We start from the raw sequence: 17,279 nt of genomic DNA, 5'->3' as shown, positions 1-17,279 counted from the left end.
AATCGGGAATTTTGCGGTCGACCGCGGAAACGGGGGATTTTCGCCGATTCGGCGGGGAGGGACAAGGGAAAGGACAGGGAAAGGGGGGCGAGTTTTGTCGGCCAGGCAATGCCATAATGCCGCCCCATGGAAATCCTCATCGACATCCTTCTCAAGGCCGGCCGCTCGGCGGTCGAGCTTTCCCTGTTCGTGCTGCTGCCGGTGATGGTGGTGATGCTGTCGCTGATGCGACTGCTCGAGGCGCGCGGCGCGCTCGACTGGGTGGTGGCGAAACTGGCGCCGGTGCTGAAACCCTTCGGCCTGACCGGGCTGGGCGTGTTCGCGGCGGTGCAGATCAACTTCGTCAGTTTCGCGGCGCCGATGGCGACGCTGACCATGATGGACCAGCGCGGGGCGTCGGACCGCCACATCGCGGCGACGCTGGCGATGGTCTTCGCGATGTCGCAGGCCAACGCGGCGCTGCCGATGATGACCATGGGCCTCGACATCGGCCTGACCCTGCTGTGGTCGTTGATCGGCGGCCTGGCCGCGGCGGCGGCGACCTACTACCTGTTCGGGCGCGGGCTGTCGGCGGCCGAGGGCGTGGTCGACGAACATCTCGCGCATCCGGTCGCCGAGAGCGCCAAGGGCGTGCTCGACGTGATCAACCGCGCCGGCGCCGAGGCCTTCAAGCTGGCGGTTGGGGCGATCCCGATGCTGGTGCTGTCGCTGGTGGTAGTCACCGCGCTGCGCACTTTCGGCGCCATCGACCTGCTGACGGCCTTGCTGGCGCCGCTGCTCGATGCGCTGGCGATCGACCGGATGCTGGTGCTGCCGACGCTGACCAAGTACCTGGCCGGCGGCACGGCGATGATGGGGGTGATGGACGAGATGCGTCGCGCCGGTCAGGTCAGCGTCGAACTGCTCAATGCCAGCGCCGGCTTCCTGATCTCGCCCTTCGACCTGCCCGGCGTCGCCGTGCTCATCGCCGCCGGGCCGCGCGTCGCCAAGGTGTGGAAGCCGGCAGCGCTCGGCGCCTGCATCGGCATCGCGCTGCGCACCATCGGCCACATCGTCTTTGCCTGATCAGGCGGCGTAGAAGACTGCCAGCCAGACGCTGACCTGATCGGGCGCCGTCCAGTCGACACGGTGCCGGCGGTGTGCGGCGATGTCGATGCAATCGCCGGCGTGCAGGTGGCGGGCGTCGGCTTCGTCGGCGAAGCGCAGTTTCGCTTCGCCCTGCAGCAGCACCACCCATTCGCCTTCGTCCTGGTCGTACCAGAAATCCGGCGGGCTGGCCTGGCCGGTCGAGACGATGCGCTCGATGCGCAGTCCCGGCCGCTGCAAAATCGTCGCCAATTGCTCGTCGACCGTGACGGTCGACGGCAATCCGGCGAACAGGTTGGCGATCACACGCCCTGTTTCAGGCTGGCCTCGATGAAGTCGTCGAGGTCGCCGTCGAGCACGGCCTGGGTGTTGCCGGTTTCGAAGTTGGTGCGCAGGTCCTTGATCCGGCTCTGGTCGAGCACGTAGGAGCGGATCTGGTGGCCCCAACCGATGTCGGACTTGGCGTCCTCCAGCTTCTGCTGCTCGGCCTGCTGCTTGCGCAGCTCGAACTCGTACAGGCGGGCGCGCAGCATCTGCCAGGCTTCGTCGCGGTTGCGGTGCTGCGAACGGTCGTTCTGGCACTGCACGACGATGCCGGTCGGTACGTGGGTCAGACGCACGGCCGAGTCGGTCTTGTTGATGTGCTGACCGCCGGCGCCGGAGGCGCGGTAGGTGTCGGTGCGCACGTCGGCCGGGTTGATGGCGATTTCGATCGACTCGTCGACTTCCGGGAACACGAAGACCGAGGTGAAGCTGGTGTGGCGGCGGGCGTTCGAGTCGAACGGCGACTTGCGGACCAGGCGGTGGATGCCGGTTTCGGTGCGCAGCGTGCCGTAGGCATGGTCGCCGGTGAACTTGACGGTGGCGCTCTTGATGCCGGCGACGTCGCCTTCCGACTCTTCCATGACTTCGACGGTGAACCCCTTCTTTTCGCCGAATTTCAGGTACATGCGCAGCAGCATCGAGGCCCAGTCCTGGGCTTCGGTACCGCCGGCGCCGGCCTGGATTTCCAGGAAGCAGGGCATCGGGTCGGACGGATTGTTGAACATCCGGCGGAATTCGAGCTTGCCGACCTTCTGCTCGAGTTCGGCGTTGTCGGCCTCGACCGCGAGCAGCGTGTCGTCGTCGCCTTCTTCCTTGCCCATCGCGAACAGCTCGCGGCCGTCCTTGATGCCGCCGGCGACGTCCTCGAGGACGAGGACGATGTCTTCCAGCGCCTTCTTCTCACGACCGAGTTCCTGGGCACGCTTGGGGTCGTCCCAGATCTTCGGATCTTCCATCTCCTGGTTGAGGAGGGTCAGGCGTTCGCGCTTGTGATCGTAGTCAAAGATACCTCCGTAGCTCGTCGGCGCGCTGCGCCAGGTCGTCGAGCTTGTTGGAGATGCTGTTCTGCCGTTCTGCTTCCATGAGACGAATTCCAATGCTTTGAAAAGACGCAATTATAGCCGCCGGGGCCGGCGCTGCCGACCGCTTTGTCGTCGCGCCGGCATCGGCACCGCGACGGTGCATGCCCGCGCCAACACGGGGCGGCTGCCTGGTGATTTTGTTGATTTTCGCGTATCTCGTTTGCCGGCGGTTTTTCCAGGGCCTTGATTAAACGATGGATTTTCTGCTCTGGCCGATGGTGGCAAGGCTTTTGCGTGTTGCATCGCAACAATATCGACAAAAGTGAGTATCCCCATGACAGCGCCAGACACGCCCGGACCGCGGCCCCTTTCGGTCAATTTGCGTCTGCCCCTGCTCGGCGTCTGGGCCTCCGCCCTGCTCGCCGGGGCAGCCGCCGGTTACGCTGCAGCGGCCGGCGCCGCCGGCCTGGCCTGGTGCGGCGGCGGCCTGCTGATTCTCTCGGTGATCGTCGGCGGCCGCGTCGTCTTCAGTCTCGAGCAGGCGCTGGCGGTGATCGACCGTTTCGCCCTGGCGCTCGCCGCCGGGCGCCTGGTCGAGCGCGTCGACGGTCGCCGCTGCGGCCCGCTGGCGCCGCTGGCCGAGCGCCTGAACGGGATGGCCCGGTCGCTGGCCGGACTCTTCCTCGAATTCGCCCGGATGGCCCAGGAGATCGCCAGCGTCGCCAGCGAAAGCCGCCACAACGCCAGCGGCGGCGATGCCGGGGTGCGCCTGCAGCGCGACGTCACGCTGTCGTCGTCGGCGACGCTGGAACAACTGACGGTCAGCCTGGGCATGACCAGCGACAGCGCCCAGGGCGCCGCCGAGGTGGCCGAGGCCTCGCGCCGGATGGCCAACAGCGGCGCCACCCGGGTCGATGGCCTGGCCGCCAAGCTCGATCGCCTGGCGGCGACGGTGGCGCGCACTGCCGATGGCGCCGGGCGGCTCGGCGAGCGGTCGCGCGAGATCGACAGCATCGTCGGCCTGATCGCCGACATCGCCGGCCAGACCAACCTGCTGGCGCTCAACGCGGCGATCGAGGCGGCCCGCGCCGGCGAGCAGGGGCGCGGCTTCGCGGTGGTTGCCGACGAAGTGCGCAAGCTGGCCGAACGGACCAGCACGGCAACGCGCGACATCGGCGAGCGCATCGAGGGCGTCCATCACGAGGTCGCCGGGATGATCGCGGCGATGGCCGAAACCCGCGACGAGGCCGCCCACAGCCTGGCCGACGCCGGTGCCGCGGTGGCCGAGCTGCGCCGGGTCGAGGACAACGCGGCGCAGACGCTGGCGCTGATCCGCGACATCGCGGCGGCCAGCCGCGAGCAGAGCGAAGCCGGGCAGAACATCGCCCGCGACATCGAGCAGGTGGCGCGGCTGGCCGACGCCAACGAACACCTGGTCAGCGAGAACAGCGAGCTGTCGCGCTACCTGAGCGAGCTGGCGGTGCAGCTGACCGGCGCCCTCGACAAGTACCACTACGAATGAGGCCATGATGAACTGGATCGTCTACCTGTTGCCCGCGCTGGCCCTGCCGGCCGCGATCTTCTTCCTGTGGCGCCGCCGGCGCGCCGGCAATGCCTCACCGGCGCACGGCCTCGAGGCGTGCCGGCTGCTCCTGGCGCTGCTCGCCGGCTTCCAGCAGCACCGCGGCATGAGCACCGCCTGGCTGGCCGGCGACCGCAGCTTCGCCAGCCGTCTCGACGGCAAGGCGGGCGAGATCGGGGCGCTGCTCCAGGCGCTGCGTCCGCTGGCCCGTCACGAAAGCGATCGGCCGCATCCCTGCCTGACGGTCAACGAACTGGCGCTGTTCGTCCACCGCTGGAGCAGCCTGCGCGAAACCCTGGCCGGGCGCAGCGTCGACCAGAGCATCGCCGAGCACAGCCAGCTGGTCGAACAGCTGCTGCGCTGGCTGGCGGCCTTCGGCGAAGCCCGGGTCGAGCCGCTGCTGGCCGGGCGCGACGCGCACGCGGCGGTACGCAACTACGCCGCCCGCTTGCCGGCGCTCACCGAATGCCTCGGCCAGGCGCGCGCGGTCGGGCTTGGCGTCGCCACCCGCGGCCGTTGTCCGGCGGTGGCGCGGGTGCGCCTGATGTTCCTGATCGCCCGCGCCGAAACCCTGCTCGACCAGGCCGTCGCCGGCAGCCCGCCGTGCCGGCACGGCGAGCGCGCCGGGCTGGCGGTGCGCCACATGCTGCAGCTGGTGCGTCAGCGCCTGCTCGGCGCCGGCGGCGTGGACATCGGCGCCGAACGCTATTTCGCCGATGCGACGCTGGCGGTCGACGCGGTTTTTGCGTGGATTTCCGAGAGCGGCCGACAGCTGGCCGCTGCGGCGCCGGCAGCGGATCCGGGGCTGCGGCCGGTGCCGGCTGGCTGATGCCCATGCACGGTGCATGCGGACGGGCAGGGCGCCGCCGCGGGGCATCGTGGGCCGAACTGGGGAATCGATGCACCGCCAAGGTGCGTGGTCGGCGCAAAAATGGCCGGATTTTGCGGTCGACCGTCAAAATCCGATAAAAATGCCAGTTTTTCGGCTGGCAGGTTTTTTGCTGTAAATCAAAAATACCGACTTCGTGCTTTGACATCGTGAACGACTCCGCCCCGCCTCCCGGTTTCCTGCCCGTGCTGCGCAAGCACCGCGACTCGGCCTGGAACGACATCGACAGCGAACGCGTGCTGCAGGTGCTGGTGCACAACCTCGAGGGCATGGTCTTCCGCTGCGCCATCGACGAGCAGTGGACGATGCACTTCGTCAGCGACGGCAGCCGCGACCTGACCGGCTACTGCCCGGACGAGCTCGAGAACAACAAGCTCGCCTCGCTCGAGACGATCACCCATCCCGAGGACCGGGCGATGGTGCGGCGCAAGATCATGGTCGCCGCCGCCAACAACGGGCGCTACCGCGTGCAGTACCGGATCGTGCATCGCAAGGGCGCGGTCAAGTGGGTGCTCGAGCGCGGTGCCGTCGTCCTCGACGAGCAGGGCCGGCGGGTGCTCGAGGGCTTCATCGAGGACGTCACCGAGCAGGTGCTCAGCCAGCGCCAGCTGGCCGATGCCGAGCTGCGTTACCGGAGCATCTTCGAGGATTCGGTGGTCGGCATGTTCCAGACCTCGATCGACGGCCATTACCTGGCCGCCAACAAGGCGCTGGCCCAGCTCTACGGCTACGAGAGCCCGGTGGCGCTGATCGAGGGCCTCTCCGACATCGCCCGCAGCCTCTACGTTGCCGAAGGCCGGCGCGAGGAGTTCAAGACGCTGATGCGCGAGCACGGCCGCGTCAGCGACTTCGAATCCGAGGTCTATCGTCGCGACGGCAGCCGCATCTGGATTTCCGAGCACGCCCACGTGGTCTACAGCCCGGACGGCGAACCGCTCTACTACGAGGGCACCGTCGAGGACGTCACCGCCCAGCACAACTACCGCCAGCAACTCGAATACCAGGCGACGCACGATCCGCTGACCGGCCTGCCCAACCGCAACCTGCTCCAGGACCGCCTGCAGCAGGTGCTGCGCCTGGCCCAGCGGCGGGCGACCAAGGGCTCGCTGGCCTTTGTCGATCTCGACAACTTCAAGTTCGTCAACGACAGCCTCGGCCACGGCGCCGGCGACACCCTGCTGGTCGAGGTCGCGCGCCGGCTCAAGGCCTGCCTGCGCGAGTCGGACACCGTTGCCCGCTACGGCGGCGACGAATTCGTGCTCATCCTCGGCGATTACGGCGGCCTCAGCGACACGCTGCACATCCTGCACCGCGTCCAGGACGCGGTCAGCGAGCCGATCATGCTCGACGGCCAGGAAGTGCGCGTCAATTGCAGCCTCGGCGTCAGCGTCTTTCCCGACGACGGCGTCGATCTCGAAGTCCTGCTGCGCCACGCCGACGCCGCGATGCACCATGCCAAGAAGCTGGGCAAGGGCCAGTTCCAGTTCTACACCGAGTCGCTCAACGTCGCCGCGCGCGACCGCCTGGCCCTCGACTCGGCGCTGCGCCGGGCGCTCGAACAGGACGAGCTGTACGTCGTCTACCAGCCCAAGGTCGATGCCCGCGGCCGGCCGTTCGGCTTCGAGGCGCTGGTCCGCTGGGACAGCGCCGAGTTCGGCAGCGTCTCGCCGGTACGCTTCATCCCGCTGGCCGAGGAAAACGGCCTGATCGGCCAGCTCACCTGGTTCGTGCTCCGCGCCGCCTGCCACGAGGCCGCCCGTTGGCGCGCCGCCGGTCACGAGCGCCTGCGCGTGGCCGTGAACATCTCGCCCAGCCTGTTCCGCGAGAAGGATCTCGCCGCACTGGTCCGCTCGGTGCTGGAGGAAGCCGGCCTGCCGCCGGGCAACCTCGAACTGGAGATCACCGAAGGCATGCTGATGGGCGACGTCCAGCGCGCCCTGGCGGTGCTCGACGAACTGAAGGCGATGGGCGTCTATATCGCGGTCGACGACTTCGGCACCGGCTATTCCTCGCTCGCCTACCTCAAGCGCTTCCCGATCGACATCCTCAAGGTCGACCGTTCCTTCGTGCTCGAATGCGACCAGGGCAACGGCGGCCTGGCGATCACCCGCGCCATCGTCTCGCTGGCGCACAGCCTCAACCTGCGCGTCGTCGCCGAAGGCGTCGAGAAACAGACCCAGCTGGCCGTGCTCAACGCCCTCGGCTGCGAGGAATTCCAGGGCTACCTGTTCGCCCGGCCGCTGCCGGCCGCCCAGCTGGCCGGCTATCTCGACGAAAAATCGCCGAAATGATCGGTCGACTGTGACATTGCGACGTTTTCAGCCGAGTTCGAGGATGCTCGACTTGCGCTGTTCGTCGCCGGGGAACACGCGGCCGCTGAGCAGTGTCGCGAAGATGTGCTCGAAGACTACGCCGGGCTCGCCCTTGCGCGTCCCGCAGCGGAAGTAGGAATGTCCCCGGGGCGGGTCGTAGCGCGTGTTCACCTCGTCGCAGTCGATCGCATAGACGTTCTTCGGCGTTCGCGCCATGTCTTCCGGCCCGGAATGGCCGAGCCGGCGCGAGGCCTCGGCGTTCTTCAGGTTCGACACCTTGCTCGCACGCAGCGCCAGGTCGTCCGAGGCGTAATAGACGACCACATTGCGCGAGGCGTGGCTGATCAACTCACCCGGCTCGCCCTTGTGCAGCGATTCGTTGACGATGTCGGCAGCAACCATGAAGGTGTTGCGGAAGAGCAGCGGCAGGCCTTGCGGCTGGTCGTAGCGGCGCCAGTTCTCGAGTGTCTGGCGGAGCACCCGGTTGCCCATCGAATGGGCGAGTACGTTGATCCGCTTCAGGCAGGGATCATCCTCGGGGTTGTGGCTCTCGGAATTGCGCCAGGCCATGAATTTCTGCATCACCCGGGCGAAGGTGAAGGCGCTCTGGTCGGCCGCCTTCTGGTCGTCCCAATAATCCTTGACCACGCCGAGGTCGGCGTCGCACGGCCAGATCAGTGGCAGGACCAGGATTTCGCCGGTCTTCTTGCGATCGCACAGTTTTTGCAGCTCGCCGGCGGCGGCGAAGACATCGTCGGGCAGGTTGGCGAATCCGTGGATGTATACCAGCACCTGGCGCACCTTGGCCGCCTTCAACGCCTGCAGCAGCGCGAGGCTGCCGATCTCGACGCATTTCCCCTTGCGCTCGCGGCGGCAGCAGAAAAAGCTGCGGCTCGACGAATTGTTCGTCAGGTCGAACACGAAATCCGCGTTGAGCGCGGGTTCCGTATTGACCGTCGGCATGCGGCTGGTGATGAACAACATGGCAATACCTCCCGAAGCAAAGCCGGCTCCCGGCGGGAGCCATGCTTCAAGCTAGTAGGCCATCGGGATATGTCAAAGGGTTTCAGCTTGGGCGTGTCTCGCCCGGCTCTTGACCGTTTGGCGCGGTCTTCTATGCGCGTGCATTATTGTTGATTTGGCGACTTAAGATTTTTGTTCCCAGCCAACGACTTCGCCATTTTCTAGTGTTACGCGAAGCGCAAACCTTCCCTTGCCGGTCTGGTTATATTTCCAGATTTCTTTGGTTTTCGTTTTCAGGACTTTCCTGTCGACATCAACAGGCGTTCCGAGCGAGTCAGTCAGTTGTTCCGGGGTTTGTCCTTGCCAGATCATGCGCCCCATGATTTTGGCTACGATGCTTTCGTCCTTGTATTTTTCTATCAACGCTGCCCGGCGTTTCTTGTTCATATGATTCAAGAAAAGCACAAACGCGATTGCACCACCGATGATAATGACCAGGATTTCCATGGATAAATTCCATCGTTATAACGGTGAAGTCTGATTATGGTGAAGTCATTGGCGGCGCGCAATTGACTTTTTCTTTGCAAAAATGCCCGGATTTCACGGTCGACCGTTAAATCCGGGCATTTTTCGACAGGCAGGCCGGCTACTCGAGGTATTCGATCATCAACTGCGGATTCTCGACGCCCATGTATTCGTTGACCGACAGCCGGTAGGCGGCGCGGGTGCTGTGGCCGGGCTGGCTGGCGAAGTTGAACTGGATTGCCTCGATCCGGCTGTTGCCCTTGCGCAGGCGCAGTTTCAGGTGTTTTTCCTTGAGCACGCGCTGTTGCTCGACTTCGAATTCATCGACGAACAGCGGCGCCGGGAAGCCCTGGCCCCAGATTTCGTTTTCCAGCAGCTTGGCGGTTTCCAGGCTGATGTAGCCGCCTTCGAGCGGGCCGTCGGTTTCCAGCGTGCGGGTGAGGTCGGCGGGGGCGAGGAGTTCGCCGGCGACTTCGGCGAAAAGTGCCTGGAAGCGCTCGAAATCGCCGGCTTTGATGGTCGCGCCGGCGGCCATGGCGTGGCCGCCGAAGCGGACGAGCAGGCCGGGGGCGCGCTTGGCGACGAGGTCGAGCGCGTCGCGCAGGTGCAGGCCGGGGATCGAGCGGCCGGAACCCTTGACGATGTCGCCCTCGCTTTGCGCGAAGGCGAATACCGGCCGGTGCAGCTTGTCCTTGATGCGCGAGGCGAGGATGCCGACGACGCCTTCGTGCCAGCCGGGGTCGAAGAGGGCGACGCCGGGGGCGGCGGCTTCAATATCCATCTTCTCCAGCAGCGCCAGCGCCTGTTCCTGCATGCCGGATTCGATTTCGCGGCGTTCGCGGTTGAGGTTGTCGAGTTCCTGGGCGATGTTGAGTGCCCGCGCCGGATCGTCGGTGAGCAGGCATTCGACGCCCAGGCGCATGTCGGCCAGGCGGCCGGCGGCGTTCAGGCGCGGCCCGATCAAAAAGCCGAGGTCGAAGGCGGTGGCGCGGCGTGGGTCGCGCCCGGCCGCCTTGAACAGCGCCGCGATGCCCGGCTGCAGGCGGCCGGCGCGCATGCGCTTCAAGCCCTGGCTGACCAGGATGCGGTTGTTGCGGTCGAGCTTGACGACGTCGGCGACGGTGCCGAGCGCAACGAGGTCGAGCAGGTCGGCGAAGTTGGGTTCGGGGCGGTCAGTGAAAAAGCCGCGTTCGCGCAGTTCGGCGCGCAGCGCCAGCATCACGTAGAACATCACGCCGACGCCGGCGATGCACTTCGACGGGAAGTCGCAGCCGGGCTGGTTCGGATTGACGATGCAGTCGGCGTCGGGCAGCGTTGCCGCCGGCAGGTGGTGGTCGGTGATCAGCGTGGCGATGCCGTGCTGCTGGGCGCGGGCGACGCCTTCGAGGCTGGCGATGCCGTTGTCGACGGTGATGATCAGGTCGGGCGATTGCTGCGCGGCGACGTCGACGATCTCCGGCGACAGCCCGTAGCCGAGCTTGAAGCGGTCGGGCAGCAGGAAATCGACGTCGGCGCCGAGCGCCTTCAGCGCGCGCATGCCGACGGCGGTGGCGGTGGCGCCGTCGCAGTCGTAGTCGCCGATGATCAGCATTTTTGCCTCGGCCTCGATGGCGTCGGCGAGCAGTGCGGCGGCGTCGCCGGCGTGGGTCAGCGCGGCCGGCGGCAGCAGCGACTTCAGCTCGTAGTCGAGTTCGGCCTTGTCGGTGACGCCGCGGGCGGCGTAGAGGCGGGCGAGCAGGGGATGCAGGCCCTGCTGCTCGAGTTGCCAGACGGTGCGCGGCGGCGCGCTGCGGGTGACGATGCGGGTCAAGATGCTTTTCCTTGCGGCCCGGCCAGCGCCTGGGCGACTTGTTGCGGCGTGCGGCCGGATTTCCAGAATTTCCAGCGGGCGCCGGCGGCGAGCGTCCAGTGCAGGCGACCGTAGATGGTCGGGGCGACGACGACCAGGTTTTTGACGGTTTTGCCCAGTCGACCGTGAATCGGTGCCAGCCACTCGGTGTCGAGCCGCGCGAAGGCTTGTCGCCAGCCTTCCGGGTTTTCGTAGAGGACGTTTGGCAGCAGCATGTCGATGACGACCAGCGGCCTTTGCGCGCCGCTGTCGAGGACGGCGTCGGCCTTGGCCGGCAGCGCCCGGGCGGTGATCCCGGCGGCGCGGGCGAGGCCGCGCGCCAGCGGATCGTCGGCGAAGACTGCGTCCGGGCCGTTGGCCGGCGTTGCTGCCTGGCCGTTGCCCCACAGCCAGAGGCTGTTGATCGCCGGCTTGCCGGCGGCGGCGCGGGCGGCGTTGACCGGGTGCAGGTGGAGGAACATCTGCACCTCGTTGAGCCAGCGGTGCAGCGGCGAGGTCTTGTCGCTCAGGTCGCTGTCCATGCGTCGGCCGGCGACTGCCGACAGCGGTGCGGCAAGGTGGTCGACCGCGGCATGCAGGCGCAGATACCAGCGCCGCGGTGTCGCCGCGTGGAAGACGCCGATGTCGGCGAACTCGGTATTGAGCGCGCCGACCAGCGCCTCTGCTTCGGCGGCGTCGATGTCGAAGGCGCCGGCGTCGGCGAGGACGATGCGTTCGTGGTGAAAACGCAGGTGCACCGGGTCGGCGCACAGCCAGTGGCCGTCGTCGGGCGCGCTGCCGTCTTCGCCGAGGCGGCGGAAGGCGGCGCTGCCGGCGTCGGCGACGGCGAACTGCTCGAGCAGCGATTTTTCCCAGGAAATCGCCGTCGACCGTGCCAGGTCGGCGTGCCCGTCGAGCCAGCGGAAGGCCGGCGCGGCAAGGTCGGCGAGGGTTTGCGTGTCGCCCGGTTCGGGCCAGATCAGTTCGGGGACGAGCAGGGTGAGGCGCACGGCGAAACTCGGGGCTGGGGAAGGCGCGAGTTTATCACCGGGCCGCACCGCCATCGTTAATCGCCGGTTAACCCGCAATCCGAAGAATGGCGCCCTTTCGCGGGGTTTCCCGCTTTTGCGCCATTGATCCATGCCCAACGATCCGCACGACATCGATTCCTCCTGCCGGCTGCCGGCCCAGCTCCGTTTCCTGCTCTGGCTGCTCGGCAGCTGGCTGGCGGTGTTCACCGCGACGCGACTGACCCTGCTGGTCGTCAGCTTCGCCCAGGCCGAGGCAACGCCCGCGGCCATCCTCGGCATCTTCGCCGGCGGCCTGGTCTATGACCTGGCTTTCCTCGCCTACGCCGGGCTGGCCCTGGCCATGCTCGTCTTCCTGCTGCCGCAAGCCTGCTGGGGCAGTGGTCCGGCGCGCCGGGTGCCGCAACTGCTGCTCTTCGCAAGCTGCTTCGCGATGCTCTTCGTGGCGCTGTCGGAGTGGATCTTCTGGGACGAATTCGGGGTCCGCTTCAACTTCATCGCCGTCGACTACCTGGTCTATTCGAAGGAAGTCGTGGACAACATCCTCGAGTCCTACCCGGTCTGGCCGCTGCTCGCCGCCATCGCCGCCCTGGCGCTGCTCGCGGCGCACCGCCTGTGGCGGCCGCTGGCGCAGCCGGCGGCACTGCTCGGCTGGCGCCGGCGCGGCCTGCTGCTGGCGGCCGGCGGCGGCGTCGCGGCCCTGGTTGCAGCGACGATCGGCCAGGACTTCCCGCGTCCCAGCGAGGGCAACACCTACCAGCGCGAGCTGGCAGCCAACGGGCCGTACCAGTTCTTTGCCGCCTTCCGCAACAACGAGATCAAGTACGGCGAGTTCTACGCGACGCTGCCCGCCGCCGAGGTCGCCACGCTGCTGCATGGGGAGGTTGCCGAACCGCTGGCGGTCTTCGCCGGCAGCGAGGCGCAGAATATCCGCCGGCACATCGACAACCCGGGCGCGCTGCGTCGGCTCAACGTCGTCCTGGTCACCATCGAGAGCCTGAGCGCCAAGTACCTCGGCGTTTTTGGCGATGCCCGCGGGTTGACCCCGAACCTCGACCGGCTCAGTCGCGACAGCCTGTTCTTCACCAACTTCTACGCCACCGGCACGCGCACCGACCGCGGCCTCGAGGCGATCACGCTGTCGCTGCCGCCGACGCCGGGCCGTTCGGTGGTCAAGCGGATCGGCCGCGAATCCGGTTACGCCAGTCTCGGTCGCCAGTTCCGCGCGCAGGGCTACGACCCGGTCTTCCTCTACGGCGGGCGCGGTTACTTCGACAACATGAACGCCTTCTTCAGCGGCAACGGCTACCGCATCGTGGACCAGAGTGCGCTGCCCAAGGCCGAGATGGAATTCGAGAACGCCTGGGGGATGTCCGACGAGGACCTCTACCGCCAGGCGGTCAAGCTGGCCGACGCCGAGCACGCCGCCGGCAAGCCTTTCTTCCTGCAGCTGATGACCACCTCGAACCACCGCCCCTATACCTATCCGGACGGGCGCATCGACATCCCGTCGGGCGAGGGCCGCGCCGGTGCGGTCAAGTACACCGATTACGCGATCGGCCGTTTCCTCGAGGCGGCGCGGCAGAAGCCGTGGTTCGCGCAGACCGTGTTCGTCTTCGTCGCCGACCACAACGCCGGCAGCGCCGGCCAGCAGGACCTGCCCGTCGAGAACTACCGGATTCCGCTGTTCATCCACGCGCCGGCCCTGCTCGAACCGCGCCGCATCGACCGCCTGGCCAGCCAGATCGACATCGCGCCGACGTTGCTCGGCCTGCTCGGCTTCGATTACACCTCGACCTTCTACGGCCGCGACATGCTGCGCGACGGCGACTGGCAGGGGCGGGCGCTGATCGGCAATTACCAGCATCTCGGGCTGTACGACGGCGAGCGCCTGGCCATCCTCAGCCCGCGCCGGCAAATGCGCAGCGTCGACGCCGACGCGGCCGAGCGTGCAGTCGGCAGCGACGATCCGCTGGTGCGCCGGGCGATCGCCTATTACCAGGGTGCCGATCACGCCTTCCGCCACCGGCTGTTCGCCTGGCAGGGCGGCTGAGGCGCGCGAAATGTGGTTGTCCGGGGTGCCGGGCCGGGCGGCGAGCGCGTATCCTTGTCGCCCTGCCTTCCGCACCTTGTCCTGCTTCTGCCGATGTCCGTCGAACTCTCTCCGCGCAACGAACGTTTCCTGCTGCTGACGCTGGCCGGCATCCAGTTCAGCCACGTCCTCGATTTCATGATCATGATGCCGCTCGGGCCGATCCTGATGGCGGCCTTTGCCATCGATACGCACGAGTTCGGCCTGCTGGTCGCGTCCTACAGCTTCAGCGCCGCCGCCTCCGGCGTGCTGGCGGCGACCTTCGTCGATCGTTTCGAGCGCAAGCGGCTGCTGCTCGTCGTCGTCGGCCTGTTCGCGCTGGCAACGCTGGCCTGCGCGATCGCGCCAGGCTACGCCTCGCTGCTCGTCGCCCGCGGCCTGGCCGGCACCTTCGGCGGCATCATGGGGGCGCTGATCCACACCATGATCGGCGATGCCATCCCGTTCTCGCGCCGGGCCCGGGCCAGCGGCATCGTTGCCAGCGCCTTCTCGATCTCGACGATCGCCGGCGTGCCGCTGTCGCTGTGGCTGGCCAACCATCTCGGCTGGCACGCGCCCTTCGTGCTGGTCGCCGCACTCAGCCTGATCTGCATCGGCGTCGGCCTGCGCTACCTGCCCGAACTGCGCCAGCACCTCCACGGCGAGCAGCGCGCCCACCTGCTTTCCGACACCTTCGGCGTGCTTGCCGACAGCAACCACCTGCGCGCGCTGCTGTTCTCGGCGCTGATCATCTTTTCCGGATTCACGGTGATTCCCTACATCACCGTCTTCGCAGTCAACAACGTCGGCATCGCGCAAAGCGAGATTCCCTTCGTCTATCTGGTCGGCGGCTTCGCCACCTTCATCAGCGCCCGCCTGATCGGGCGCTGGGCCGACCGCCACGGCAAGGCCGAGGTCTATCGCCGGGTCGCGCTGCTGGCCTTGCTGCCGCTGCTGGCGCTGACGCACGCCGGGCCGCTGCCGCTGTGGGGCTGGCTGATCTGCTCGACCTCGTTCTTCGTGCTGATTTCCGGGCGCATGATCCCGGCCATGGCGATCATCGCCTCGGCGGCGCAGGCGCGGCTGCGCGGCACCTTCATGTCGCTCAACGGCACCGTCCAGTCGCTGGCCATGGGGCTGGCGACGACGCTCGGCGGCTTCCTCATCGGCACCGGCGCCGACGGCCGCATCGTCGGCTACCCGCTGGTCGGCTATGTTGCCGTCGTCGCCAACCTGGCGGCGATCTGGTGGGCCGGGCGCATCGTCATGCACGGGCGCACGGAGGCCAAGCCATGAGCCAGCCGGTTTTCTGGATCCTGCGCTGCGAGCACCGCCTGCTGCTGCTTCCCGGTGACCGTCCGTTCCCGGCCGGCGAGGCCGGCGATTTTGCCGGCGCGCTGGCGGTCGGCGACTACGCCGGGCGGCGCTGTCTGACGGTCGACCTGGCAGAATTCCCGAAAATCGACGGCGCCGAGCCGACCCCGTTGCGCGCGCTCTACGCGCAGGCCGGGGCCGAGGCTTTCGCACTGGCCGGTCGTGCCACGCAACTCCTCGACTGGCAGCGCAATCATCGCTACTGCGGCCACTGCGCGACGCCGACCGAGCGTCTGCCCGATGAGCACGGGCTGCGCTGCCCGGCCTGCGGACTGGTCGCCTATCCGCGGCTGTCGCCGGCGGTGATGGTCCTGGTGCGCGACGGTGAACGCCTGCTGCTGGCGCGCAGTCCGCATTTCAAGCCGGGCATCTACAGCGCCCTGGCCGGCTTCGTCGAGCCGGGCGAGACGCTCGAGCAGTGCGCGGCGCGCGAAGTGCGCGAGGAAGTCGGCGTCGAGATCGCCAACCTGCGCTATTTTTCCAGCCAGCCCTGGCCTTTCCCGAATTCGCTGATGGTCGCCTTCTTTGCCGATTACGCCGGCGGCGAGATCGTGCCGCAGCCGGGCGAGATCGAGGCGGCTGCCTGGTTCCTGCCGGCGGCGCTGCCACAGCTGCCGGAACCGGTCAGCATCGCCCGCCGGCTGATCGACGCGGCGCTCGCCTAGTCGCCCTTCATGAACGCCGGCAACGCGACCGGCGGCGTATCGACCTGGCTGTGCCGGGCGGCGAAGTCGCGGATGCGGGCGATGCGCTCGGCGTGCCCGGGGTGGCTGCTGAAGATCGCCAGCGGTTCGCGCGCCAGCGGCGCGCGGGCGACATGCTCGAAGAAGGCGGCGGCGTCGCCGACATGGCCGTAGGTACGCAGTACCGCCTGCAGCGCAGCGGCGTCGGCTTCTTCTTCCTGGGCGCGGCTGAACGACAGCACCGGCAGCATGCCGATGCCGCCCAGCCACTGCTGCAGCGAACCGTCGCCGACCCCGGACAGGCTGGCGACCGCCAGCAGCACCGCGAAACCGCGCCCCATCGCGACCACCGGATGGCGGTGGCGGACGTGGGCGATCTCGTGGGCCAGCACCATGGCCAGCGCATTCTCGCTCGGCAGCGTGTCGATCAATCCCTGGAAGACGACGATGTGGCCGCCCAGCGTCGCCAGCGCGTTGATCGTCGGCTGCGCCGAGTAGTGCACGGTCAACGTCATTTCCGGCGGCATTTCCATGCCTTGCGCCAGACGCTCGGCCAGTGCCTGCAGGTATTGCCGGCGCTGGCGCTCGACCGCGCTCACCGGCTCGGCCGGCAGCCAGCGGCCGAGCTGGCCGGCCAGCGCGCGCTCGTGGGCGAAGGGGATGTGCCGCGCCAGTTGCCCGGCGAGCAGCGACAGCGCGAGCACGGCGACGACGACCAGGGCGCTGATGCCGCCGACGAGCAGCGCAAAATCCTTCAGCGGATGCGTCGGGCTGACGTTGATGCCTTCCGGCGGCGGGCGGTTCTCGTAGTCGGCCATCGGCTCAGCGGCGCTGGCGCACGGCGGTGCCGTAGGCGATGACTTCGACGGCGCCGACGCTGCCGGCTGCGCCCTTGTAGATCGAGGCGGTTTCCAGGCGCAGGTTCCAGACGCTGTCGGCCCCCTTGCGCCGGGCGGCTTCCTTCATCCGCAGCACGGCTTCGCGGCGGGCGCGTTCGAGCAGCGACTCGTAGGCGCTGACGCGGCCGCCGAAGAAATTGCGCAGGTCGGCGACGAAGCGCTTGAAGTAATCGACCGAGACGACCACGCTGCCGGCGACCAGGATGCCTTCGCAGGCGGCTTCGTCGGGAATCTTGCGTTCCGAGAAGACGAGGATGTCGCCGAGTTGCGCCTCGCGTTCGATGATCGAGCGGAAATGCCGCTTTTCGGCGCGTTGACCGAAAACGTAGCCGAGCAGCAGCAGGAACAGGAACAGGATCAGGTCGTACATGGCGTCATTCCACGACGACGGCGGTGCCGTAGGCGAACAGCTCGGCGGCGCCGGCGGCGACCGAGGAGGTCGAGAAGCGGACATTGACCACGGCGTTGGCGCCGATCGCCCGGGCCTGGTCGAGCATGCGCTGCAGGGCTTCCTCGCGCGATTCGGTGAGCAGCTCGGTGTAGCCCTTGAGTTCGCCGCCGAAGATGTTCTTCAGGCCGGCCATGATGTCGCGGCCGGCGTGCTTGGAGCGGACGGTGTTGCCATTGACCAGGCCGAGGTGCTTGACGATGGTTTTGCCGGGGACGGTTTCGATGTTCGTGACGATCATTGCG

16 protein-coding genes are annotated in these 17,279 nt (G+C 67.6%); 7 read left to right on the top strand and 9 right to left on the bottom strand.

Features of this window, described 5'->3' with window-relative positions; translation table 11 throughout:
• The first annotated feature begins 126 nt into the window (after window positions 1–126).
• The gene (locus tag DFR40_RS04475; RefSeq protein WP_121457268.1) at window positions 127–1,065 is read left to right on the top strand and encodes a nucleoside recognition domain-containing protein; all 939 of its coding nucleotides are present in this window, start codon (window positions 127–129) and stop codon (window positions 1,063–1,065) included.
• On the opposite strand, the gene DFR40_RS04470 is transcribed toward DFR40_RS04475, so the two are convergent.
• A complete protein-coding gene (locus DFR40_RS04470; RefSeq protein ID WP_170160154.1) occupies window positions 1,066–1,392 on the bottom strand; it encodes a cupin domain-containing protein in 327 nt (108 codons plus the stop codon).
• Window positions 1,389–2,493 (bottom strand): peptide chain release factor 2 gene (prfB, locus tag DFR40_RS04465; protein ID WP_121457267.1). Its coding sequence is split into 2 segments (ribosomal slippage): window positions 1,389–2,411 and window positions 2,413–2,493, totalling 1,104 coding nucleotides; the frame shifts between segments, so codons are not numbered across the junction. Before prfB ends, DFR40_RS04470 begins: the two co-directional genes overlap by 4 nt.
• Before the next feature lie 273 nt (window positions 2,494–2,766).
• Between prfB and DFR40_RS04460 the strand changes: the two genes are divergently transcribed.
• The 3 genes from DFR40_RS04460 to DFR40_RS04450 all read left to right on the top strand — a co-directional run bounded on the left by DFR40_RS04460 (window position 2,767) and on the right by DFR40_RS04450 (window position 7,194).
• Entirely contained in the window at window positions 2,767–3,954 is a 1,188-nt protein-coding gene (locus DFR40_RS04460; protein ID WP_147431283.1) for a methyl-accepting chemotaxis protein, read from the top strand.
• Window positions 3,955–3,958: 4 nt separating this feature from the next.
• Window positions 3,959–4,843 carry a nitrate- and nitrite sensing domain-containing protein gene (locus tag DFR40_RS04455; RefSeq protein ID WP_121457265.1) on the top strand — a complete coding sequence of 295 codons (885 nt, stop codon included), beginning with the start codon at window positions 3,959–3,961 and terminating at the stop codon, window positions 4,841–4,843.
• Between the two features lie 209 nt (window positions 4,844–5,052).
• Window positions 5,053–7,194: a sensor domain-containing protein gene (locus tag DFR40_RS04450; RefSeq protein ID WP_245985597.1), complete on the top strand. Its 2,142-nt coding sequence runs from the start codon at window positions 5,053–5,055 to the stop codon at window positions 7,192–7,194.
• A 27-nt stretch (window positions 7,195–7,221) separates the two neighbouring features.
• Here DFR40_RS04450 and DFR40_RS04445 read toward each other — a convergent pair whose 3' ends face one another.
• The 4 genes from DFR40_RS04445 to DFR40_RS04430 form a co-directional block, all read right to left on the bottom strand.
• A complete protein-coding gene (locus DFR40_RS04445) occupies window positions 7,222–8,199 on the bottom strand; it encodes an alpha/beta hydrolase (protein WP_121457264.1) in 978 nt (325 codons plus the stop codon).
• A gap of 162 nt (window positions 8,200–8,361) precedes the next feature.
• Window positions 8,362–8,685 carry a hypothetical protein gene (locus DFR40_RS04440; RefSeq protein ID WP_211329719.1) on the bottom strand — a complete coding sequence of 108 codons (324 nt, stop codon included), beginning with the start codon at window positions 8,683–8,685 and terminating at the stop codon, window positions 8,362–8,364.
• 139 nt (window positions 8,686–8,824) lie between these two features.
• Window positions 8,825–10,513: a single-stranded-DNA-specific exonuclease RecJ gene (recJ, locus tag DFR40_RS04435; RefSeq protein ID WP_121457263.1), complete on the bottom strand. Its 1,689-nt coding sequence runs from the start codon at window positions 10,511–10,513 to the stop codon at window positions 8,825–8,827.
• Window positions 10,510–11,541: a hypothetical protein gene (locus tag DFR40_RS04430; protein ID WP_121457262.1), complete on the bottom strand. Its 1,032-nt coding sequence runs from the start codon at window positions 11,539–11,541 to the stop codon at window positions 10,510–10,512. Before DFR40_RS04430 ends, recJ begins: the two co-directional genes overlap by 4 nt.
• 130 nt (window positions 11,542–11,671) lie before the next feature.
• On the opposite strand from DFR40_RS04430, the gene DFR40_RS04425 reads away from it, so the two are divergent.
• The 3 genes from DFR40_RS04425 to nudC all read left to right on the top strand — a co-directional run bounded on the left by DFR40_RS04425 (window position 11,672) and on the right by nudC (window position 15,669).
• Window positions 11,672–13,612, top strand: coding sequence for an LTA synthase family protein (locus DFR40_RS04425; protein WP_121457261.1), 1,941 nt, complete (start codon window positions 11,672–11,674; stop codon window positions 13,610–13,612).
• Window positions 13,613–13,705: 93 nt separating this feature from the next.
• Entirely contained in the window at window positions 13,706–14,926 is a 1,221-nt protein-coding gene (locus tag DFR40_RS04420) for an MFS transporter (RefSeq protein WP_121457260.1), read from the top strand.
• Window positions 14,923–15,669: an NAD(+) diphosphatase gene (nudC, locus tag DFR40_RS04415; RefSeq protein WP_121457259.1), complete on the top strand. Its 747-nt coding sequence runs from the start codon at window positions 14,923–14,925 to the stop codon at window positions 15,667–15,669. Before DFR40_RS04420 ends, nudC begins: the two co-directional genes overlap by 4 nt.
• Here nudC and DFR40_RS04410 read toward each other — a convergent pair.
• The 3 genes from DFR40_RS04410 to DFR40_RS04400 are packed head-to-tail and all read right to left on the bottom strand — an operon-like array spanning window position 15,666 to window position 17,275.
• Complete coding sequence (locus DFR40_RS04410; RefSeq protein ID WP_121457258.1) at window positions 15,666–16,505, bottom strand: M48 family metallopeptidase; 840 nt, start codon at window positions 16,503–16,505, stop codon at window positions 15,666–15,668. The two genes, nudC and DFR40_RS04410, sit on opposite strands and share 4 nt — an antisense overlap.
• Before the next feature lie 4 nt (window positions 16,506–16,509).
• Window positions 16,510–16,956 carry a YbjQ family protein gene (locus tag DFR40_RS04405; protein ID WP_121457257.1) on the bottom strand — a complete coding sequence of 149 codons (447 nt, stop codon included), beginning with the start codon at window positions 16,954–16,956 and terminating at the stop codon, window positions 16,510–16,512.
• 4 nt (window positions 16,957–16,960) lie between these two features.
• Window positions 16,961–17,275, bottom strand: coding sequence for a YbjQ family protein (locus DFR40_RS04400; RefSeq protein WP_121457256.1), 315 nt, complete (start codon window positions 17,273–17,275; stop codon window positions 16,961–16,963).
• Window positions 17,276–17,279: the final 4 nt, after the last annotated feature.

Origin of the sequence: Azonexus fungiphilus (assembly GCF_003634965.1) — a bacterium.
GTDB lineage: Bacteria > Pseudomonadota > Gammaproteobacteria > Burkholderiales > Rhodocyclaceae > Azonexus > Azonexus fungiphilus.
This window is presented reverse-complemented; position numbering and strand designations above follow the sequence as displayed.